Raw genomic sequence first — 21,676 nt, 5'->3', positions numbered from 1 at the left:
ATGCTTGATATGCGCGACGAACGCGCGGAAGCCGGAGCCGCAGAGGTCGGAGCTGCAGCGCCCGTGCAAACGCGGGCGTTCGACGTGATCGTTATCGGAGGCGGCCCCGCCGGCATGGCGGCCGCGCTTGCCGCGCGCAAGGCCGGCACACGCGTGGCCATCGTGGAGCGCGAGCAGCATCTGGGTGGCATCCTGCGCCAGTGCATCCACCCCGGATTTGGCCTTTCACACTTTAAGCAGGAGCTCACCGGTCCCGAGTACGCGCAGCGCTTTATCAACCAGGTGCGCGAGACCGAAATCACGCTGTTCTTGGACAGCATGGTACTTGGGATCGATTCGAGCGAGGGCGCGGGCGCGTCGAGCGTGGACGAGGGTGCGGGAGCCGCCGCGGTCCATACCGTCACGCTCATGAGCCCCGCCGGTATGCTACAGCTCACCGGGCGAGCGGTCGTCCTTGCTATGGGCTGCCGCGAGCGCACCCGCAGCGAGATCAAGATTCCAGGTAGCCGTCCCGCCGGCGTGTTTACGGCGGGCCTGGCGCAGCGATACATCAATATCGAAAATCTCAAGCCCGGCTCGCGTGCCGTCATTTTGGGCTCGGGCGACATCGGGCTTATCATGGCACGCCGCTGCACGCTCGAGGGGATTTCCGTCGAGGGCGTGTACGAGCTCATGCCGTACGCCAACGGGCTGCGCCGCAATGTTAAGAACTGCCTGGACGACTTTGGCATTCCGCTGCACCTGTCCACCACCGTCACGCGCGTGATCGGGCACGACCGTGTGGAGGCCGTCGAGGTAAGCCAGGTCGACGAGCACCTGGCGCCCATTGCCGGGACGGAGCGCATCGTTCCGTGCGACACGCTGCTGCTTTCGGTAGGTCTGATTCCCGAGAACGAGCTTTCGGTTGCCGCAGGCGTGGAGCTTGACCCGCGCACACGCGGTGCCGTAGTTGACCAGAGCCTCCAGACAGGCGTGCCGGGCATCTTTGCCTGTGGCAACGTGCTGCACGTGCACGACCTGGCCGACAACGTGACGACCGAGTCCGAGCGCGCCGGTGCGGCTGCGGCGGCGTGGGCGTTGGGCGGCGACGCCGGGGCGAGCGCTGCGGGCACGAGCTGCGAGCTGATGGTCTCCCCTGCCGGCATCGCAGGCTACGCACTGCCGGGACGCATTACGGCTGTGGCACTCACCAAACTCAACTTCCGCGCACGCCGGCCGGTCGATGCTGCCCGCGTGCGCATTCTGGCAGGCGGCGAGGAACTGCTTACAGGCAAGGTCCGCCCGTTTAAACCGAGCGTAATGGAGAGCTTCCCGCTGCCGGCAAAGGTGATTCAGCACGCACTCGACCTGGGCGTTAGCGAAATTGTCCTGTCCATCGATCCCGTTGAAGAGGCGTAAGGCCATGAGCACGAATGTAACCGAGACGTTGCAGTTCAACTGCACCACTTGCCCATCCGAATGCCTCCTGACCGTAGAGGTGGAGCGCGATGCCAACGGTGCCGTAGCAGCGGTGCGCTCCGTGACCGGCAACAGCTGCCCGCGCGGTGATAAGTTCGCGCATCAAGAGCTCACCTGCCCCATGCGCGTGCTCACCACCACCGTGGCCGTATCCGGCGGCGACGAGGCGCTGCTGCCTGTGCGCACGGCCGAAGCCATCCCGCTGGCACTCCACGCCCAAGCCATGGACCTCATCCGCGGCGTTGTCGTCGAGGCCCCCATCCGCATGGGTAACGTCGTCCTACCCAACCTCCTAGACACCGGTACCGACCTCATCGCCAGCATGGACATCGACTAGCTAATTTGGGACGGGGCTCTTTTAGCTGCTTTTGCAAGGAGTGTCTCCAGGTGCCGGCATAAAAGGAACGTCCCTATGTGCCGGGCATGGGATACCATGGTGGCAGCCTAGCGAAAGGATGTTTCATGGCACATGTCAATGAACAGCGTGCGGCGCGCGTGCTCGATGCGCTCGGGGCTCAGCACCCCGGCGCACAGCTGCTCGTAAACGACCCGTGGTCGATTTATTACCTGACCGGCTTTTATGCCGATATGTTCGAGCGTTTTTGCGGCGTGCTGCTCGCGCGCAATGCCGAGCCCGTGATCCTGGTCAACGCGCTGCATCAGCTACCCGAGTATGACAATGCGCGCGTTGCCTATCACACCGATACCGACGTCGTGGCCGACGCCATCATTCGCGAGGTCGATCCGACCAAGCCTCTTGGCATCGACACCGTCATGCGCTCCGGCTTTTTGATGCCGCTCATGGAGCGCCACGCCGCCAGCGAGTTTTTCCTGGGTGACTTTGCCGTCACCGCCGCGCGCACCCACAAGGATGCCACCGAGCGGGAGCTCATGCGCGTGTCCTCCGCCGCCAACGAGGCCGTGATGGCTGATGCCATCAAACTCGTCCACGAAGGTGTGACTGAGCGCGAAATTGCTGACCAGATGCTCGGCCTGTACCGCAATCACGGCTGCGAGGGCTTTAGCTTTCCGCCCATCGTGAGCTTTGGCGCCAACGCCGGCGACCCGCACCACGAGCCCGACGGCACCGTGCTCAAGCGCGGCGACGTGGTGCTGTTCGACATTGGTGGACGCCGCTGCAACTACTGCTCGGACATGACGCGTACATTCTTTTGGGGCGAGCCGGACGAGGAGACGGAGCGCATCTACGATATCGTGCGCCGCGCCAACGAGGCCGCCGAGGCGCTCATCGCGCCGGGCGTGCGTATGTGCGACCTGGACCGCGCCGCACGCGACGTTATTGAGGATGCGGGCTACGGTAAGTACTTTACGCATCGCCTGGGCCACTCGATCGGCCTGCAGGACCATGAGCCGGGCGATGTTTCGCTCGTCAACGAGCAGGTCATAGAGCCGGGCATGACGTTTTCCATCGAGCCAGGCATCTACCTCCCCGGCCGCACCGGCGTCCGCATCGAGGACCTAGCCCTGGTGACCGAGAACGGCGTCGAGATTCTCAACGCCTACCCCCACGACCCAGTCAGCCTAGACTAGCCTGGTCCCCAAGCCCCCAAACTAAGTTGCGGTGGAATAGTTCCTGGATGGGCTGCTAGAACCCAAAAACAGGAACTATTTCACCGCAACTGATGAGGGAATGGGTTAGCGGAGCAGGCCCGCTACTTCGCCGGCCAGGGTGATGGTGCCGGCTGCTACGAAAGGCTCGCCCGCGGCATCGAGGGCTGCGAGGGCCTCGGATACGCTGGGATACACACCCGCGAGCTTATCGGCGTCCACCAGGGCAGCGAGCTCCTCCGCCGGCAGCGCGCGGTCGGAATCGGTCTGAGTCACAACCACGCGCGGGAAAGCCGGGATCAACACGTCGACGATGCCCGCCACGTCCTTGTCGGCCAGCGCGGCGCACAGCAGCGTGGGGCGGTTCTCCACGCACGGATCGATCTCGTCCAGTGCGCTCACAAAGTTCTCGCAGCTCTGGGGGTTATGACAGGCATCAATCAGCTTGAGCGGATCGGTCCCCAGCACGTCAAATCGGCCCGGCGTGGGGCAGCCCATAAGCGAAGCGTCGAGCGCCTCATGGTCGAGCTCGCGACCCAAATACCCCTCGCACAGCATAATCGCGCACGCAGCATTCTGCGGCTGATAGGCCGGCTTAACCATGCTCGACGTATAAATCGCACGCGGCGTGGTGCAGCTAAACTCCACCGTATCGCCCACGTGTTCCGGCATCTTAGTCGTGGCGTGGCTCACCACGAGCGGCACCACACCGCACTCACGGCAGCGGGCATCCATCACGCGCTGAACGCTCGCCTCGTGCGTGCCCTCGCCCAAAACAACCAAGCGCCCGGGTTTGATAACCGCAGCCTTCTCCCCCGCAATGGCCTCGAGCGTGTCGCCCAAAATACGCGTGTGATCGAGCCCAATGCCCGTAATGGCAACGGCGACGGGATCGGTCGCACTCGTGGCGTCCCAACGGCCGCCCATGCCAACCTCGAGCACGGCAACATCCACGCGAGCCTCGGCAAACACGACAAGCGCGGCAGCCGTCAGCAGGTCAAACGGCGTGATGGTATAGGCGCGCTCCCCCGCCGCCACACGACGAGCATTCACGCGATGCCCCGCCTCGACGGCGGCAGAAACGCCACGGGCAAACGCCTCATCGCTCACAACGCGCCCATCGACCTCCATGCGCTCCGGATAGCGCACAAGCTGCGGCGACGTATACAGTGCGGTCTTTAACCCCTCACCACGAAGAATGGCAGCCGAAAACCGCGTGGTCGAAGTCTTGCCATTGGTACCGGCAACCTGAATGCAATCGAAATACTCATCCGGACGTCCCAGCTCATCGAGCATATCGATGACAGTCTCCAACAACGGACCAGCATTCCCAGAAATCCGCCCCGTATCAGCAGCAAGCCCCACAGCCTCACCAAACGAAAGCAACTCAAACGAGAACGGCACAGAATACGACCCCGAACGCTTAGCCATAACCCAAAGTCCCCTCAACACAAAAAGAGGCCCGTAACAAACAACGAGCCCCTCCCATTCAAAATATCAGCCAAACACCGCTTTGCAGCGGAATCAAGGCCACAACCCAGTGGCCCTGACCAAGCAGATGCAAACGACCACGTAAACGAACTAGGAGCGGCCCGATGCTTTGCTCGCCGCAAGTTCCGCACGCAAAGGACAGCACTTAATGTGCTGTCCGTCTTGCGCAGGACTGTCCGCAGCGGAGAGCAAAGCATCGGGACGCGCCCCCGAGTAAACCTTACGAGAAGTCAGCAACCTGAGCAGTCAGCGCCGCCAGGATCTCCTTGAGCTCAGCTGCACGGTCCCTCTTCTTCTGGACCACCGCGGGCGCTGCCTTAGCCACAAAGCCCTCGTTGGCGAGCGTCTTCTCGCAGCCGGCGAGCTCCTTCTGGGCCGCGGCGATCTCCTTCTCCAGGCGCGCCTTCTCGGCCGAAAGGTCGACCTTGCCCTCGAGCACCACAAAGACCTCGACGCCGCTATCGACCACGGCGATGCTCGCGGCCGGCTTCTTGACGTCGGTACCCATGACCAGCGAGGCGGTGTTGGCCAGCGGCTCGATGGTCGAGCGCAGGCTCTCGAGCTTCTCGATGTCCTCGGCACCGGCGCGCACGACCACGTCGAGCTCAGCCTTGGGGCTCAAGCGATAACGCGAACGCGTGGCGCGGGCGGCAGACACGACGGTACGGCACAGCTCAAATGCGCGCTCGGCGTCCTCGTCAACATACTTGGCGTAGTCGGCGGGCTCGGGCCACTTGGCGATCATGAGCGCCTCGGCGCGGTCAACGTTGCCCTCGGCGTCCAGATCGAGCACGCTCGCCGGCATGTTGTCCCAGATCTCCTCGGTGACAAACGGCATAAGCGGGTGCATCAGGCGAATGGAGGTGTCGAGCACAAAGATCAGGTTGCGCTGCGCCTGCAGACGGCCCTCGCCCTTCAGACGGGCCTTGGTGACCTCGACGTACCAGTCGCAGACCTCGTTCCAGAAGAACTGCTGCACGCCGCGGGCCATATCGCCAAAGGTGTAGTTCTCAATACCCTCGGTGACCATCTTGACGGCCTTGGCCAAGCGGCTGAACATCCAGGCGTCGGCCGGCGTCTCCACGACGGGCTCGCCGGGCGTGTAGCCCTCCATGTTCATAAGCAGGAAGCGGCTGGCGTTCCAGATCTTGGTCACAAACGACTTGGCCTGCTCGGTGCGCGGGCTGTCGATGAGCTTCTTGGTCTTCTTGTCGATGTTCGCGTCGAACTTGACGTCCTGGTTGTTGGTGCACAGCGTAAGCAGGTTGAAGCGCATGGCGTCGGCGCCGTACATGTCAATGAGGTCCATGGGGTCTACGCCGTTGCCCTTGGACTTGGACATGCGGCTGCCGTCCTTGGCCAGAATCGTCGGGTAGATGACGACGTCCTTAAACGGCACCTCATCAAGGAAGTACAGCGAGCTCATGACCATGCGGGCGACCCACAGCGCGATGATGTCGCGCGCGGTGACCAGCGCCGTCGTGGGGTGATGCCCCTCGAGCAGCTCCGGCTTTTGCGGCCAGCCCTGCGTGGCGAAGGTCCACAGCTGCGAGCTGAACCAGGTGTCCAGCACGTTCTCGTCCTGATGCACGTGATGGCCGCCACACTTGGGGCACACGTCGGTGTCCTCGGTGAGGGCGTCCTCCCAGCCGCAGTCCTCGCAGTAGAACACGGGGATACGGTGGCCCCACCAAAGCTGGCGGCTGATGCACCAGTCCTTGAGGTTCTCCATCCAGGTGGTGTAGGTCTGCGTCCAGCGCGCGGGGTGGAAGGTGACCTTGCCGGAGTTGACGGCGTCGAGTGCCGGCCCCTTGAGCTTGTCGACGGCGACGAACCACTGCTCGGACAGCCACGGCTCCAGGGCGGAGTCGCAACGGTAGCAGTGCATGACGGAGTGATCATGCTCCTCGACGTGGTCGAGCAGGTCGTGCTCCTCGAACCACTTGATGACGGCCTCGCGGCACTCGTTGCGGTTCATGCCGGTGAACTCGCCGTAGCCCTCGACGACCACCGCGTGCTCGTCGAAGATGTTGATCTGCGGCAGGTCGTGGGCCTGACCCATGGCGTAGTCGTTGGGGTCGTGGGCCGGGGTGACCTTGACGAAGCCGGAGCCAAAGTTGGCGTCGACATGCCAATCCTCAAAGATGGGAATCTCGCGGTTGACGATCGGCAGCATGACGGTCTTGCCCACAAAGGCGGCCTTCTCGGGGTCCTTCGGGGAGACGGCAACGCCCGTGTCGCCGAGCATGGTCTCGGGGCGCGTGGTGGCGACGACGATGTAGTCCTGGCCATTGACCGGCTCGGTCAGCGGGTAGCGCAGGTGCCACAGGTGGCCCTTCTCGTCCTTATACTCGGCCTCGTCGTCCGAGATGGCGGTGGTGCAGTTGGGGCACCAGTTGACGATGCGCTTGCCACGGTAGATCAGGCCGTCATGGTACCAGTCGCAGAAGACCTTACGCACAGCCTGGGCGTAATCCTCGTCCATGGTGAAGCGCTCGTTGTCGAAGTCGACGGAGCAGCCCATGCGCTTGATCTGCTCGACGATGATGCCGCCGTACTCGTGGGTCCAGTCCCAGCAGGCGTCGACAAACTTATCGCGACCGATCTCCAGGCGGCTGATGCCCTCGCTCTTGAGCTTCTTGTCGACCTTGGTCTGCGTGGCGATACCGGCGTGATCGGTGCCCAGCACCCAGCGCGTGGACTTGCCGCGCATGCGGGCCATACGGATGATGGCGTCCTGGATGGAGTCGTCGGTGGCGTGGCCCATGTGGAGCTTGCCGGTCACGTTGGGAGGCGGAATGGTGACGGTGCAATCGCCCACGCCCTCGCGGCGCTTGTAGTAGCCGCCGTCGAGCCACTTCTGCAAGATCACCGGCTCGTTGGTCGACGGATCGTAGTTCTTGGGCATTTCTTCCATATATCTCTCCCTTGCCCGTCGGGGAGGAATGTAGGCCCGCTAGGGTCTGCATTCCTCCCCTTAGGTATCGATTACTTCAGTCTGATATGACTTCGCTGAGGCTTAAACAAACACACAGAATAACACAGGTAGTTGGGTGTTTTGCGTATATATAAAATAGCCTCCGACCGCGGATGGTCGGAGGCTATTTGCAAGCACGTTTTTGGCAGGTTTACACGTAGATGCGTTGGGGCTGTTCTTCGCCCTTAACCGCCGCTTCGGTCACGATGACCTTGGTGACGCCCTCCTCGCTGGGGAGGTCGAACATCGTCTGCTGCAGCACGTCCTCGCAGATGGCACGCAGGCCGCGGGCGCCGGTCTTGCGGGCAAGCGCCATGCGGGCGATCTCGTGCAGGGCGGCGTCCTCAAACTCAAGATCGACGTCCTCGAGCTGGAACATCTTGCGGTACTGACGCACCACGGCGTTCTTGGGCTCGGTCAGGATCGACACCAGGTCGTCCTCGTCGAGCGCCTGCGTCTGGGTGACAACGGGCGTACGGCCCACGAACTCGGGGATCATGCCAAAGGCGTTGAGGTCCTGCGGGAGCACCTGACGCAGCAGGTCGTTCTCGTCGACCGAGGTGGGGCCGGCGATCTCGGAGTTAAAGCCCACGCCCTTGTTGCCCACGCGGTCAGCGATGATCTTGTCCAGACCCACAAAGGCACCGCCGCAGATAAACAGGATGTTAGTCGTGTCGATCTGCAGCAGCTCCTGCTGGGGATGCTTGCGGCCACCGGTAGGCGGAACGCTGGCCACCGTGCCCTCAAGAATCTTAAGCAGCGCCTGCTGCACACCCTCGCCCGAGACATCGCGGGTAATGGAGAGGTTCTCGGCCTTGCGGGCAATCTTGTCAATCTCGTCCACGTAGATAATGCCCACCTGAGCGCGCTCAATGTCGCCATCGGCAGCATTGATGAGCTTGAGCAGGATGTTCTCCACGTCCTCGCCAACGTAACCAGCCTCGGTGAGCGCGGTGGCATCGGCGATGGCAAACGGCACCTCGAGGATGCGCGCGAGCGTCTGGGCCAACAGCGTCTTGCCGGTACCGGTGGGACCGAGCAGCAGGATGTTGGACTTGGCGAGCTCCACCTCGTCCATGTCATCGTAAAGCTGCGAGTCCAAACCGTCGTCAAAGGCCGAAAGCGCAGCACCGCCCTCGATGACGCGGCGGTAATGGTTGTACACGGCAACCGACATGGCGCGCTTGGCGTCCTCTTGGCCCATGACATAAGCCGAAAGCTCGTCATAGATCTCGTGCGGCGTCGGCACGTGCGTGATGACCTGGCGATCGTCCTCGAGCTCAAAGCCCTCGGCCTCGGGGTCAACGGCGGGCTGGGACGCAGCCTGGCCGTGGTCGTTGAGGAAACCCGGGAGATTGCCGTTGCGGGCGGCGTCCATAAAGTCCGAAGCCAGCGACTCCTCAAGGATCTCGGAGCAGGCGGCGACGCACTCATCGCAGATAAAGATGTTGGTCGGACCCTTTACGAGACGACGGACCTGGCCCTGCTCTTTTCCGCAGAAGGAGCAGCGGATGGGGTTGCCGTTCTCGTCAAAGTTGTCCTGCATGTTACCTGCCATCCTAGGCGTCCTTCGCGGCAAGGTCGCGCGAGGTGACGATACGGTCGATCAGGCCGTAGTCGAGGGCCTCGGCAGCGGTCAGGTAGTTGTCGCGCTCGGTATCGGCCTGGACCTTCTCGATCGGCTGGCCCGAGGCATCGGACAGAATCTGGTTGAGCTCGCGACGGGTCTTCTTGATCTCCTCGGCCACGATCTCGATCTCAGTCTGCTGGCCCTGGGCACCGCCGCTGGGCTGGTGAATCATGACCTTAGAGTGCGGCAGGCAGAAGCGCTTGCCCTTGGCGCCGGCCGAAAGCAGCACGGCGGCCATAGACGCGGCCATACCCACGCAAATGGTGGAGACCTGCGGCTTAATGAAGTTCATGGTGTCCAGAATAGCCAGGCCGGAGTAGACCTCGCCACCGGGCGAATTGATATAGAGCGAGATATCCTTCTCGGCATCCTGGCTCTCAAGATGCAGCAGCTGGGCAACGACCAGGTTGGCGCTGACGGAGTTGATCTCCTCGCCCAAGAAGATAATGCGGTCGTTGAGCAGGCGCGAATAGATATCGTAGCTGCGCTCGCCGCGCGGCGTCTGCTCGATAACGTATGGCACGAGGGCGGAATCGAACTTAGCGATCATACGCATCTCCATTTCTCTTACGGACCAATTGTGGTTCTAGACAAACGTACGGTGCCCGCATGCTATGCATTGGCTGGCACCGTACGAAGCAACCGGATAACCGGCTTATAACTTTACCCCATCATGGGCGCACACAAGCGCTCGTGGGCAAGGTGGCGAGAATTACTCGGCGTCCTTGGCGGTCTCGTCGACCTCGGTCACCTTGGCGTTCTCGACCAGGTGATCGACGGCCTTGGAGCGACGGATGGACTCACGGACGGCAGGCATGCGGCCATCGGCGATGAACTCGGCCTTGGAAGCCTCGACGTCCTTGACGCCGGCCTTCTCGAACTCGGCGTTGATGTCGTCCTCGGTGACCTCGATCTTGAGCTCACGGGCGAGGGCGTCGAGAGCCAGGGACTCACGGGCAACGTCGTTGGCCTGCTTGTGCAGGTCGCCGATGAACTGCTCCATGGTCAGGCCGGAAGCGGGCAGCCAGGTGTCGAGCGTCATGCCACGGGCAGCGAGGTTGGACAGGAAGTTCTGGCCAAGCTCCTCAAAGACGGACTGCTCGTAGTCGGCGTCCATCTCGTCGAGCTGCAGGCGCTCGGCGAGAGCGGAGACGCAACGGTTCTCCTTCTCGGCCGGGAGGCGGGAAGCCTTGTCCTGCTCGATCTCGATCTTGATGGCGTCGCGCATGGCCTCGATGCTGTCAAAGCCAAAGTCGGACTTGACGAGCTCGTCGGTGAGCTCGGGGGTGTTGCGGACCTTGATGCCCTTGACGGTGACCTCGACGGTGTGGGTCTCGGCCTCCTCGCCCTCCTCGACCTCGTCGGTCCAGGTGACGGTCTTGACGTCGTCGACGTTAGCGCCGATCAGGGCCTCGTTGAACTCGGCGGGGTTGCTGTCGCTACCGGCGATGAGCATGCGGCCCTCAGCAGCGAAGTTGTCGGCGTTCTCGACGGCCTTGAGGTCGACGGTGACGTAGTCCTCGGCCTCGACGGCGCGACCCTCAACGTCCTCGAAGGTGGCACGGTAGTTGAGGAGCATCTCGACCTGGTTGTTGATCTCGGACTCGGTGACCTCCGCAGGGGGCATCTCGATCTCGACAGCGTCGAAGGAGGAGAGCTCAGCGGCGGGACGCAGGGAGAACTCGACGGTGTAGGTGTAGTCCTCGTGATCCTTAGCGAGGTCGAGGTCCTTGTAGTCACCGTTCTTGGTGGGGACGATGTCCAGCTCGTTGAGGACGGCGGGCTCGTTGGCGGCGATCAGGTCGTTGGTGGCCTGAGCGAGGGTAGCCTCGGCGCCAAGAGCGGAGTCGATGACCGGACGGGGAGCCTTACCGGCACGGAAGCCCGGGAAGCGGTACTTCTTGGCGGTCTCCTTGTAGGCCTTCTTGATCGCGGCGTCGACGTCGGCGGCCGGGATGGTGACCGTAGCGGTGAGCTTGGCGTCCTTGACGTCAGAAGCGGTGATGTTCAACACGTTCCTCCTCATACTGCCCAGCTTATCTGAGGTGCTGGTACCTTTATGCAACAAGCGTCGCGAGGGCATAAGCCGACGCGGGTGCGTTGGTGCGGGCGAAAGGACTCGAACCTTCACGGGAATCCCACCAGAACCTAAATCTGGCGCGTCTACCAATTCCGCCACGCCCGCATGAGCGCACAGACTAGGAATGATAGCAGATACGAGCGGCAAGCGCACGCACACGTTTTTGGCTCACGACCTCACCACGAGTTGCGACTGCCCGCATCCCACAATTCGGCCGAAACGTGGGATGCGGTTTCCTCGGACTAAGCAAAGAGCGGCGGCAACGGGGTCTCGCCTACTCCCCCAGCAGGGCCTTCTCGGGCGTGATGGGAAGCGAGCGAACCTGGTGGCCGGTGGCGTGCGCCACGGCCGAGGCCACAGCGGCGAGCGGCGTGTTGATGACGACCTCGCCAATCGACTTGGCGCCAAACGGGCCCGTCGGCTCGTAGCTCGGCTCAAAGGCCACGCGAATGCTGCCGATATCCAAGCGCGTGGGCAGCTTGTAGCTCATAAAGTTACCGGTGCGCAGGCGGCCGCGGTCATCATGCTCGACAATCTCGTAGAGCGCGTGGCCGATACCCTGGGCAATGCCGCCCTCGGCCTGAACGCGCGCGAGCGCCTCGTTGATCACGGTGCCGCAGTCCACAGCCGCCGCGTAGTCCACCACGGTCACCTTGCCGGTGGCTTTGTCGACCTCGACCTCGGCAATGCCGGCCATAAACGGCGGAGGCGAAACGGGCAGACAGGCAGAGGCATGCGAAGTCAGTGCGTCGCCGCCGTCGATGTTCTTGACGCACAGGTTGGCAAAGTCGCGCAGCGTGAGGTAACGGCCGCGCTCGCGGGCGGCGCGCTCGTCGGACAGGCGCACGTACTGGCCATCGAAGACCACGTCGGCGGCGTCCACATCCCACATCTGGGCAGCCTTGGCGCAAATCTTCTCACGCAGCTCGGTCGCGGCGTTCTTGGCGGCAAGACCCGTCACGTACGTACCCGAGCTCGCGTACGAGCCGGCGTCGAACGGCGATACGTCGGTATCCACACCACGTACCACAATCAGCGAGCTCTCCACGCCCAGCTCCTCGGCGGCAATCTGCGCCAGGATCGTGTCGACGCCCATGCCGTTGTCGGTGGCGCCGGTCGAAAGCGTAATAAAGCCGTCCTCTTCCAGGCGCATGTCGATGCCGGCGATGTCGACGTTGGAGATGCCCGAGCCCTGCATGGTGAGCGCGCAACCCAGGGCGCGTACGCGGTCGCCCAGGTCCACGGCCAGCGGCTTGTCGCGCCAACCGATCATGTCCATCGCGCGCAGCAGACAGCGGTCGAGCGCGCAGGCGTTGAGCTTCTCGTTGTAGTACTGCGGCATGATCTCGCCCTCGCGCACGATGTTCTTAAGGCGCAGGTCGGCCGGGTCCATGTGCAGCATGTCGGCGAGCTCGTTGACGGCGCTCTCCACGGCAAACTGGCCCTGGGTGGCACCGTAGCCGCGATACGCGCCGCCGCGGTTGGTATTGGTGTAGACAGCGTCCCAGCTAAAGCGGCTCGCCTTCACATGGTTGTAGATGGGCAGGCTCTTGTGACCCGACAGGCCGATCGTCGTGGTGGCGTGCTCGCCGTACGCGCCGGCGTTGGACAGCGTGTGCAGATCGATGGCCGTGATGGTGCCGTCGTTCATGGCGCCCAGTTTAACGGTCATCTGCATCTGGTGGCGCGAGTTGCCCGCAGTGATGGTCTCCTCACGGGTGTAGCAGCAGTAGCTCGGACGGCCGGTCTGCTGCGTCACAAACGCAACGAAGATCTCGCAGCAGCCCGTCTGCTTGGAGCCAAAGCCGCCGCCGATGCGCGGTTTAATGACCTGCACCTGCGACTGCGGAATGTCGAGCGACTGCGCGACCATGCGGCGCACATGGAAGGGCACCTGCGTGGAGGTGGTCACCGAGATACGCCCGAACGCGTCGGTTGTCGCGAAGGCGCGGAAGGTCTCCATGGGCGCGGTCTGCGTGGCCTGGCTGGTGTAGGTGCGCTCAAAGACGATGTCGCTCTGGGCGAAGGCCTCGTCCAGATCGCCGTAATCGCTGGTACCGCTGCACACCAGGTTGCGCGGGACGTCGCCGCCCTGCGGGAACATAAAGGTCACGTCGCCCTCGGGGTGGACCACGATGTCGTTATCGAGTGCCTGGGTAAAGTCGAGCAGGGGCTCGAGCACCTCATAGTCGACCTTGATGAGCTTGAGCGCCTTGTCGGCAGCCTCCTCGGTCTCGGCAGCGACGATCGCCACCTCCTCGTTTTGGTAGCGCACAAGGTTCTCGAGAATCAGGCGGTCGTAGGGACTCGGCTGCGGATAGCTCTGACCGGCGATAGTAAAGCGGCGCTTGGGCACGTCCTCGTAAGTGTAGACGCCCACAACGCCGGGCACCTTCAGGGCGCGCGACGTATCGATGGAGCGGATCTTGGCGCGGGCATAGGGGCTGCGCTTGAGTTTGACGATCAGGGCGCCGGCGGGCACCATATCGCCCGTGTAGACGGGACGGCCCTCGAGCAGCGCCTTCGAGTCCTTCTTGGGCTGCTTATGGGTGATCTGCTTGTACGAGACACCGTCGCAGCTGGTGTCGTTGACCGGCAGCTCGGGCATCTCAAAGCCCACATGCACGCCGGACTCGTTAAGAAAGCGGACGATGGCGCGCAGCTGGCTCTCATAGCCGCTGCAACGGCAGAGGTTGCCGGCGAGCTGGCGTGAGAGTTCCTCGCGCGTGGCGACGAGGCTCGGGTCCTCCTTGGCGGCGCGTGCAAGCGCCAGCACGTTCATGATGAGGCCGGGGGCGCAAAAACCGCACTGCTCGGCGCCTTCGGCAGCCATCGCACGGGCAAGCGCCTCGGACTCGGCTTTGAGGCCCTCGAGCGTGGTGATGGTGTGGCCCTCGACGCGAGCGGCGGGAACCGAGCAGCTCAGCACCGGGTCGCCGTCGAGCCACACCGTGCACAGGCCGCAGTTGGTGGTCTCACAGGCGCAGCGCACCGACGCGCAACCCTGCTCGCGCAACAGTGCAAAGAGCATGGTGTCGGGGGCAATCTGAACCTTGACCTTACGGCCGTTGAGCGTAAAGGAAAGATCGATGAGTTTGGCAGCCATTAGCGCACCTCGCTAGAATCGACGCCGGGCACGCGGCGGCAGGAATACTCGTCCGTGGCGAACTTGGGGATCTGCACGGTCTCGAGCTCGCGGGCAAGCGCGGCCGAAAGCTCGATGCCGGCGGCGCGACGCACAGCCTGGATGGCGAGCGGGGCAGAGATGCGGCGGCGGTAGTCGGCCGAGCCCCACAGGTTGGTTCCGTAGCTCAGGGCACGCACGGATGCAGCAAGGGCGCGAAGCTCGTCCTCGGAAGGCTGCTCGTTGGTAAGGCCGCACGCCACGCCCTGCAGCAGGGTCGCGCGCAGCGGGCGGGCGCCCACGGTGACGTGCCAAGTGTTGTTCCACCAGGCGGCGGTGACGTTCAACGAGGGGAAGTCGGTCGCGGCCTTGCGCACGGCCTCGTAGCTCGCACGGTAATCGTGTTTAACGACCACGATGTGCTCGATCACGTCGCGCACGTAACCCATGTCGACGAACTCGGCGAGCGGCACGCGGCCGGCGCCCGTCAGCTCAACATACGAATCGAGCGCCAGGAACGCCGAGAGAACGTCCGAGAAGCCAAAGCGGCCGTAGATGCTGCCGCCCACCGTGGCGGTATTGCGCAGCTGCACGCCCACGATGTCGTGGACGGCGAACTCAAAGACATTGTTGACAAGCGCGTTGAGCCCGGCATGACGCTCGAGCTGGCGCAGGGTGCACATGGCACCGATGCGAAACTCGGTCTCGGTCTCCTCGATCTGATCGAGTCCGCAGGCCGAAAGGTCAATCGCCGTCGCCACGCGACGCGAACCCAGGCGCATCCAGATGCCGCCGCCCACAATCTTGTTGTTGCGGTTCTTCTGTAAGAGCTCATAGGCTTCGGCCGCGTTTCCAACACGGACGTAGGTACCGAACTTGAGCACGTTCTCCCCCATCTCTTCACTTGTCCAGTGTCCTCTAGTGTACCAAACGAGGGCGCACGGCCCTCACCACCATAGAAAAAGGCTCCCGGCACAAATGCTGGGAGCCTCATCAGTTGCTATGTCGAGCTGGATTTAGCAGACGCCCTGGGCGAGCATGGCGTCGGCGACCTTCAGGAAGCCGGCGATGTTGGCGCCCATGACGAAGTTGCCCTCCTGGCCATACTCCTTGGCGGTGTCGTCCACGTTGTGGAACATGCCGCGCATGAGCTGCTCGAGCTTGCCGTCGACCTCCTCGAAGGTCCAGGACAGGTGCTCGGCGTTCTGGCTCATTTCCAGGCCGGACACGAGCACGCCACCGGCGTTGGCAGCCTTACCGGGCATAAAGGCGACGCCGTTCTCCTGGAAGTAAGTCGTGGCCTCGATGGTCGTGGGCATGTTTGCGCCCTCGCCGACCACCTTGCAGCCGTTGGCGACGAGCGCCTGGGCGTCCTCGAGCAGCAGCGTGTTCTCGCGAGCGCAGGGCAGCGCGATGTCGCAGGGCAGCTCCCACACGCCGCGGCCGTCGCCCTCGTGCCACACGGCGTTGGGCTTCTCGTCAACGTACATGGCGAGCGTGACGCCCTTGTCGTGGCCGGAGCGCTTCTGGTTGTAGACGTGCTCGAGCACGGAGTAGTCGATGCCGTCGGGATCCTCGACCCAGCCGTGGGTGTCGGAGCAGGCCAGCACCTTGCCGCCGAGCTGCGCGACCTTCTGGACGGCATAGATAGCAACGTTGCCGGAACCGTGAACGACGACGTTCTTGCCCTCGAAGGAGTCGCCGCGGCTCTTGAGGTACTCGTCCACAAAGTAGACCAGGCCGTAGCCGGTGGCCTCGGTACGGGCGAGCGAGCCGCCAAAGGAGAGGCCCTTGCCAGTGAGGACGCCGGTCCACTCGTTGGTCAGGCGCTTGTACTGACCGAACATGTAGGCAACCTCGCGGCCGCCAACGCCAAGGTCGCCGGCGGGAACGTCGGTGTTGGGGCCAATGTGGCGATAGAGCTCGGTCATGAAGGACTGGCAGAAGTGCATGATCTCGTTGTTGGACTTGCCCTTGGGGTCAAAGTCGGAGCCGCCCTTGCCGCCGCCCATGGGAAGGGTGGTCAGGCTGTTCTTGAGGATCTGCTCCAGGCCCAGGAACTTAAGCATGCCCAGGGTGACCGTCGGATTAAAGCGCAGGCCGCCCTTGTAGGGTCCAATGGCAGAGTTGAACTCGACGCGGTAACCGCGGTTGACCTGAACCTTGCCCTGGTCGTCGACCCAGGGAACACGGAACATGACGATGCGCTCGGGCTCGACGAGGCGCTCAAGCAGGGCGGCCTCCTCGTACTCGGGGTGGGCGTCGAGCGCCGGCTGGATGGTGCCGAGGATCTCGGTCGCGGCCTGGATGAACTCAGGCTGCTCGGGATAGCGGGCCTTGAGCTCGTCGAGAACTTTCTGCGTGTAGCTCATGCTTCCTCCAATGATGGGAAAGAAAAGTGTCGGTCGCGGCACCCTATGCGCCGCGAGCTTTATCGAGTATGGATAATATCGCACTGTTGCCGCAAAGTTACGAATAAGACCGCGGGCGGATGTTTCATTTTGATTACGATGCAGGTAGATGCGTTTTTGAGCGCCTGACGTGCAAGTTGCGTGTTTCGAAGCTGTTTCCCGCACGTTTCAAAACCACCACAAAGGGGACAGGCACCTTTGTGGTGGTTTTGGCGAGATACGTTGGCGGGAACGTATGTGAATCGAACACATCCAAGACGTTTTGCACGCCTCGCAACGGTTTTGAGGACCGCGGGGCCCACCGGAGCCCATCCGTTCCCAAGCGTGGCGGTATTTTACCAAACCGAACAGCCCGCAACTGAAAGGAGGACCAGGGCAGCGATGCAAAGCCCCTAACGCAGCGATCTTAGGCCGCCGGCATCCTTGTCGAGTGCGGTAAAGCGCACGGCATCCAGGTGCTCCAAGATGCTGATCGCTCGCTTGCGCGACACACCCAAGGCCTCGCGCAATACACTCGTGGTGGTAGCGCCGCCGGCAGCCTCGATAGCCGCAAAAACAACCTCACGCGCATGGGCCTCGGCGGCGGCGGACAAGGCAACGTCGTGCTCGACCTTAACGATCGAGTGGTTGAGCGAAAGCTCGCGCAGCGCACGCGTCATGGTGTCGCGATCGAGTTGCAACTGCTGTCCCAGCTCGGGCAGCGTCGGCGCGTCGAGGCCGGCCTCATCCAGCAGGGCCACAATGCGATGGCTAGCCTCGCGCACCACGCGTAACGCCGCAGCGGCGGAATGCGAGTCGAAGACCTCGGCACCGTCGATGGCGCAGATGCCGCGCGCACAGCCCTCGAGGATGAGCGCGGAGGCGACATCTTCGCCCGCTTTCGGCCAGGCGACATGCACAACCTCGCCCGGCGTGAAACCCGTCTGCTTGGGCGCGGCCTCATGCATGGCGGCAAGCGTGTCGGCGAGCGCGGTGAGGGCGGCATCGAGCACGGCGGGGGCGGCATAGAGCTCCTCGGTCGAGTGCTCCGGATGAAGGGCGACCGCATCGCCCGACGCCACCGCGGCGAGCAGGAGCCTTACGGCCTCGGCACCGGAAAGATCGATCGCACGGGCGACATCGGCTGCCGGCACGGGCAGGCGCTGGATACCGAGCCACGCGGCGACGGTCGATGCGAGGTCGCCCGCATCGAGAGCCGCGAGAAGCGAGCGCTCAGCATCCGTGAGCTCGCGCGAGCGGCGGCACTGCGAAAGCAGCACGCGTCCGCCGCCGATAAGCACCACCGGCGAGAACGCGAGCACGATGAGGCCGTCGCCCGAGCGCACGGGAAGACGCTCCTCCAGGCGGACCTGTACGATGCGGGTCTCGCCGGCCTCAATGGGTCCCTCGCCCTCCATGAGCATGATGCGCCCGATGACCTCGGCCGTGCCCGCCATCACGTGGACGCGCGCGCCGGACTCGAAGGGCACGGGCTTGGCGCCCTCGCGCCCCAGATAGGTGAAGCGCGCGATAAGCCTAAGCGTCGAGCCCTCGGCGCTCGGTCCGCAGACGACCTCGCCGCGGGGCAGGACATCGACCCCGTCGCCCACGATGTTGAGGGCGACGCGCTGGCCGGGAAGCGCGCGCGGCGTGTCGCCGTGCACCTGAATCGCGCGCACGCGACAGCGCACGCCCGCCGGGCTCGAGACAAGCTCGTCGCCCACCATGATGGGGGCGTCGTGAAGCGTTCCCGTGACGACGGTGCCCGAGCCCTTGATGGAAAAGCAGCGGTCGATGGGCAGACGCGGGGCCAAGCCGGGGCGCTCGGAGCGCTCGGCGGATTCAGCCAGAAACGCGTCGATCGCGGCATCGATCGCCCCGCGCACGTCCTCGACGCCCTCGCCCGTGCGCGACGACACGGGGACCACGGGGGCATCGGAGAACACGGTGCCCGAAAGGAAATCCATCACATCGAGCTCGGCGAGCTCCGCCGTCTCGTCGTCGGCCAGGTCGCGCATGGTGAGCGCGACGACCATGCGCGTCACGCCCAACAACTCGAGAACGTGCACGTGCTCGCGCGTCTGCAGCATCACGCCCTCAACGGCAGAAACCACCAGCACTGCCACGTCGATGCCCGTGGCGCCCTGCACCATCGCGCGCAGGTAGTGCGCATGACCGGGCACATCGACCAGGCCGACAATCTTGCCGCTCGGCAGCGCCAACTCTCCAAAACCGAGCTCCGTGGTCATACCGCGGCGCTTCTCGACCTCCAGACGGTCGGGATTTTTTCCGGTCAGCGCCTCGATGAGGGCCGACTTTCCATGGTCAACGTGTCCCGCCGTTCCAACGACAACGGGACATTCGACAAGCTCACGCGCCGTCATCGACGCAAACCCGCCCGCACGGCATCCGTCAACGCAGACGCACACAGGTCAAGGTCGGTATCGTGCAAAAGCGTGCGGACGTCAAACAGCACCTGGTCGCGCTGCACGCGCGTCACAACCGGCGTATCGGGTTCTTGAACCATGGCGCGCTTTAGGCCATCGGCGGACAGGCGCCCATCGGCGGGACAGACGGCAACGCAAAATGTTGGGAGCTCGACGGTCGGCAGCGAGCCGCCGCCGGGGGCAGAGGCGCCCTCGACAACCTGCAATTCCACCGCCTCCTCGCACTGAGCCTCGCGAAGTTTACGCAGCATGCGGTCGCGCAGGCGCTTGGCCTGACGCTCGAGCGGAGCCGGCGCGCCGGATAGCATGTTGAGCACCGGAATCTCCCGATGTGCCGTATCGGAACCGGCCACATACAGGCGCAGGGTGGCCTCGAGGGCCGCGAGCGTGAGCTTGCCGGGGCGAAGCGCGCGCATCAGCGGATGCGAGGCACAAGTGGCAATCGCCTGGTCGCTGCCGAGAATAATGCCCGCCTGCGAAGCACCGAGTAGCTTGTCGCCCGAGCACGAGACAAGGTCAGCGCCGGCGCAAAGCGAGGCGGACGTGGACTTCTCCCCCGCATCGGCGAGCACCCCGTCTGCAAGCAAAGCACCCGAGCCTTGGTCCTCGTAAAGCAAAAGCCCGTGCTCATGCGCCAGCGCAGAAAGCTCCGCCACGGAAACCTCCTCGTGGAAGCCCTCGATGCGGTAGTTGGAAGGATGAACCTTCAGGATCATCGCCGTGTTGGGCGTGATGGCGCTTCGATAATCATCCAGATGCGTGCGGTTGGTCGAGCCCACCTCGACAAGCTTGGCGCCCGAGGCCGCCATGATGTCGGGAATGCGGAAGCTACCGCCCACCTCGACCAGCTCGCCGCGACTCACGATGACCTCTTTGCCGCACGCATGCGCGGCAAGCACCAGCAGCACCGCCGCGGCGTTATTGTTGACGACCAGGGCGTCCTGCGCCCCCGTGAGCGTGCGCAGCAGACGCGCGGCATGCTCTTTGCGGCCCCCGCGAGCGCAGGTTGAGACGTCATACTCAAGCGTGCTGTAGCCGCGAGCGACATCGGTCACCGCCCGCACCGCCGCGGGCGCGAGCGGAGCGCGGCCCAGGTTGGTGTGAATCACAACGCCCGTCGCGTTAACGGCAGGGCGCAGGGTCGGCAGCGACAGGCGGTGGCACCGCCGCTCGATAGCCAAGGCGAGCTCGCGCTTATTCCTAGCGGGGGCGCCAGAGCGAATCGCCGCGCGCTCGGCATCGAGCTCGGCGTCAATCGCCTCGCGCACCAACGTGTCGCCCGCATCGCCGGCAGCCTTCATGACCGGCCACTCGGCCAGCAGCTCGTGCACGGCGGGAATGGAGCGCAGGCGGTCGCGCACCTCGGCAGGCATGGATTCGCAGTCGCTCATGGAAAGCCCTTCGACATAATCAATAAAAAGCAGGCCCCCCTTGGTCGTCATCGGCCAAAATGTGACGACGCGAATACAAAAGGGACAGGTCCATTATGGCAGCTCGCGACAAGACGGCGAAGCGCCTCGTCCAAAACCTGCCAAAATAAACCTGTCCCTTTTTGGTCGGTTATGGGTTGGGTCCTTTAGGACTCTTTGTTGGCGTAGATAAACCAGTAGCCCAGCGCCACGATCAGGGCGCCACCTACGATATTGCCCAGCGTGGCGACCGAAAGGTTGAGCGCCAACCCGGCGGCGTTGAGGGCATCGGCGCCGGCGACATCGGCTCCATAGCCGCACGCGTGCATCACGGCACCCATGGGCAAAAAGTACATGTTGGCAACGCAGTGCTCAAAACCGCATGACACAAAGGCGGCGATAGGCAGCAGAATACCCACGACTTTATCGACCACGGTCTTGCCGGCGGTACCGATCCATACAGCCAGGCACACAAAGATGTTGCACAGAATGCCGCGGAAGAAGATGGTGACGGCGTCAATCGAAACCTTACCGGCGGCGACACTCACCATGGTGTTGGCAACGGCCTCGCCGTTGAGCTTATAAATAGCTGCCATGTAAACCAAAAAGACAACGAACAGCGCGCCGGCAAAGTTGCCGATCCACACAACGACCCAAGCCTTGAGCATCTGGACGAGCGTGATCTTTTTGCTCTTGAGCGCGCAGACCATAAGCGAGTTGCCGGTAAACAGTTCCGCGCCGCAAATGAGCACGAGCACCAGTCCCAGGCAAAAGCACAGGCCGCCCACAAAGCGCTGAGCGCCCCAGCCAAGGGACGCATCGCTCAGAAAGACCGTGAAGAACAGACCGCCGAAGGCGATGAACGCGCCGGCGAACATGGCGAGCAAAAATGCCTTCGAGGCAGGCAGACTGGCCTTGGTAACGCCGGCGGCCTCGGTCTTGGTCTCGATTGCGGCAGGCGCCAGGCAGTCGGGGATGGGGTATTCTGCCTTGAAATCTGCCATGTCAGTCACTTCTTTCCTAATCAGCAGGGACGAGCATTGCCAATGCAAAGGCCCCGCGTCGGACGGTCAAAACAAAACAGGTCAGAAGTAAACGTAC

At 63.5% G+C, this 21,676-nt stretch carries 14 protein-coding genes, 2 tRNA genes and 1 pseudogene; 3 read left to right on the top strand and 14 right to left on the bottom strand.

Annotated features, from left to right (window positions below; translation table 11 throughout):
• The 3 genes from DW233_RS07370 to DW233_RS07360 all read left to right on the top strand — a co-directional run bounded on the left by DW233_RS07370 (position 1) and on the right by DW233_RS07360 (position 3,009).
• On the top strand, positions 1-1,398 hold the full coding sequence (locus tag DW233_RS07370; RefSeq protein WP_370448057.1) for an NAD(P)/FAD-dependent oxidoreductase: 1,398 nt from the start codon (positions 1-3) through the stop codon (positions 1,396-1,398).
• Positions 1,399-1,402: 4 nt separating this feature from the next.
• Positions 1,403-1,795: a DUF1667 domain-containing protein gene (locus tag DW233_RS07365; protein ID WP_118267519.1), complete on the top strand. Its 393-nt coding sequence runs from the start codon at positions 1,403-1,405 to the stop codon at positions 1,793-1,795.
• Between the two features lie 125 nt (positions 1,796-1,920).
• The gene (locus DW233_RS07360) at positions 1,921-3,009 is read left to right on the top strand and encodes a Xaa-Pro peptidase family protein (RefSeq protein ID WP_199574608.1); all 1,089 of its coding nucleotides are present in this window, start codon (positions 1,921-1,923) and stop codon (positions 3,007-3,009) included.
• Between the two features lie 105 nt (positions 3,010-3,114).
• On the opposite strand, the gene DW233_RS07355 is transcribed toward DW233_RS07360, so the two are convergent.
• The 14 genes and pseudogenes from DW233_RS07355 to DW233_RS07300 form a co-directional block, all read right to left on the bottom strand.
• Entirely contained in the window at positions 3,115-4,458 is a 1,344-nt protein-coding gene (locus DW233_RS07355) for a folylpolyglutamate synthase/dihydrofolate synthase family protein (protein ID WP_118267517.1), read from the bottom strand.
• A gap of 280 nt (positions 4,459-4,738) precedes the next feature.
• On the bottom strand, positions 4,739-7,435 hold the full coding sequence (locus DW233_RS07350; protein ID WP_118267516.1) for a valine--tRNA ligase: 2,697 nt from the start codon (positions 7,433-7,435) through the stop codon (positions 4,739-4,741).
• Positions 7,436-7,646: 211 nt separating this feature from the next.
• Positions 7,647-9,053: an ATP-dependent Clp protease ATP-binding subunit ClpX gene (gene clpX, locus DW233_RS07345; protein WP_118267514.1), complete on the bottom strand. Its 1,407-nt coding sequence runs from the start codon at positions 9,051-9,053 to the stop codon at positions 7,647-7,649.
• A 1-nt stretch (position 9,054) separates the two neighbouring features.
• Positions 9,055-9,675: an ATP-dependent Clp protease proteolytic subunit gene (locus DW233_RS07340; protein ID WP_022095182.1), complete on the bottom strand. Its 621-nt coding sequence runs from the start codon at positions 9,673-9,675 to the stop codon at positions 9,055-9,057.
• A gap of 162 nt (positions 9,676-9,837) precedes the next feature.
• Positions 9,838-11,139 (bottom strand): trigger factor, encoded by a 1,302-nt coding sequence (gene tig / locus DW233_RS07335; protein ID WP_158567826.1) that lies wholly within the window; start codon positions 11,137-11,139, stop codon positions 9,838-9,840.
• Positions 11,140-11,226: 87 nt separating this feature from the next.
• Positions 11,227-11,310 (bottom strand) — tRNA-Leu (locus DW233_RS07330).
• Between the two features lie 169 nt (positions 11,311-11,479).
• On the bottom strand, positions 11,480-13,690 hold the full coding sequence (locus DW233_RS07325) for a xanthine dehydrogenase family protein molybdopterin-binding subunit (protein WP_370448056.1): 2,211 nt from the start codon (positions 13,688-13,690) through the stop codon (positions 11,480-11,482).
• A gap of 177 nt (positions 13,691-13,867) precedes the next feature.
• A pseudogene (locus DW233_RS10605) lies at positions 13,868-14,236 on the bottom strand ((2Fe-2S)-binding protein); the annotation flags it as partial.
• A 74-nt stretch (positions 14,237-14,310) separates the two neighbouring features.
• Entirely contained in the window at positions 14,311-15,213 is a 903-nt protein-coding gene (locus tag DW233_RS07320) for a xanthine dehydrogenase family protein subunit M (protein ID WP_199574607.1), read from the bottom strand.
• A gap of 132 nt (positions 15,214-15,345) precedes the next feature.
• A complete protein-coding gene (gene gdhA, locus DW233_RS07315) occupies positions 15,346-16,701 on the bottom strand; it encodes an NADP-specific glutamate dehydrogenase (protein ID WP_118267507.1) in 1,356 nt (451 codons plus the stop codon).
• Between the two features lie 262 nt (positions 16,702-16,963).
• Positions 16,964-17,060: transfer RNA gene (locus DW233_RS10250), tRNA-Sec, on the bottom strand.
• Positions 17,061-17,132: 72 nt separating this feature from the next.
• Positions 17,133-19,103: a selenocysteine-specific translation elongation factor gene (gene selB, locus DW233_RS07310; protein WP_118267505.1), complete on the bottom strand. Its 1,971-nt coding sequence runs from the start codon at positions 19,101-19,103 to the stop codon at positions 17,133-17,135.
• Complete coding sequence (gene selA, locus DW233_RS07305; protein ID WP_117876828.1) at positions 19,100-20,557, bottom strand: L-seryl-tRNA(Sec) selenium transferase; 1,458 nt, start codon at positions 20,555-20,557, stop codon at positions 19,100-19,102. The genes selB and selA overlap by 4 nt, the downstream gene beginning before the upstream one ends.
• A 185-nt stretch (positions 20,558-20,742) precedes the next feature.
• On the bottom strand, positions 20,743-21,579 hold the full coding sequence (locus DW233_RS07300; RefSeq protein ID WP_117639223.1) for a formate/nitrite transporter family protein: 837 nt from the start codon (positions 21,577-21,579) through the stop codon (positions 20,743-20,745).
• Between the last annotated feature and the right edge of the window lie 97 nt (positions 21,580-21,676).

Source organism: Collinsella sp. AM20-15AC (assembly GCF_003471405.1).
Lineage (GTDB): Bacteria > Actinomycetota > Coriobacteriia > Coriobacteriales > Coriobacteriaceae > Collinsella.
Note: the sequence above shows the minus strand (reverse complement) of the source record. Positions and strands in the feature narration are given on the sequence as shown.

Bases quoted from the DNA above. Each gene is read 5' to 3' on its own strand.
- clpX (WP_118267514.1), bottom strand. From the start codon at position 9,053: ATGGCAGGTAACATGCAGGACAACTTTGACGAGAACGGCAACCCCATC.
- DW233_RS07360 (WP_199574608.1), top strand. From the start codon at position 1,921: ATGGCACATGTCAATGAACAGCGTGCGGCGCGCGTGCTCGATGCGCTC.
- DW233_RS07340 (WP_022095182.1), bottom strand. From the start codon at position 9,675: ATGATCGCTAAGTTCGATTCCGCCCTCGTGCCATACGTTATCGAGCAG.
- DW233_RS07370 (WP_370448057.1), top strand. From the start codon at position 1: ATGCTTGATATGCGCGACGAACGCGCGGAAGCCGGAGCCGCAGAGGTC.
- gdhA (WP_118267507.1), bottom strand. From the start codon at position 16,701: ATGAGCTACACGCAGAAAGTTCTCGACGAGCTCAAGGCCCGCTATCCC.
- selA (WP_117876828.1), bottom strand. From the start codon at position 20,557: ATGAGCGACTGCGAATCCATGCCTGCCGAGGTGCGCGACCGCCTGCGC.
- DW233_RS07350 (WP_118267516.1), bottom strand. From the start codon at position 7,435: ATGGAAGAAATGCCCAAGAACTACGATCCGTCGACCAACGAGCCGGTG.
- DW233_RS07355 (WP_118267517.1), bottom strand. From the start codon at position 4,458: ATGGCTAAGCGTTCGGGGTCGTATTCTGTGCCGTTCTCGTTTGAGTTG.
- DW233_RS07300 (WP_117639223.1), bottom strand. From the start codon at position 21,579: ATGGCAGATTTCAAGGCAGAATACCCCATCCCCGACTGCCTGGCGCCT.
- selB (WP_118267505.1), bottom strand. From the start codon at position 19,103: ATGACGGCGCGTGAGCTTGTCGAATGTCCCGTTGTCGTTGGAACGGCG.
- DW233_RS07365 (WP_118267519.1), top strand. From the start codon at position 1,403: ATGAGCACGAATGTAACCGAGACGTTGCAGTTCAACTGCACCACTTGC.
- DW233_RS07325 (WP_370448056.1), bottom strand. From the start codon at position 13,690: ATGGTGCCCGCCGGCGCCCTGATCGTCAAACTCAAGCGCAGCCCCTAT.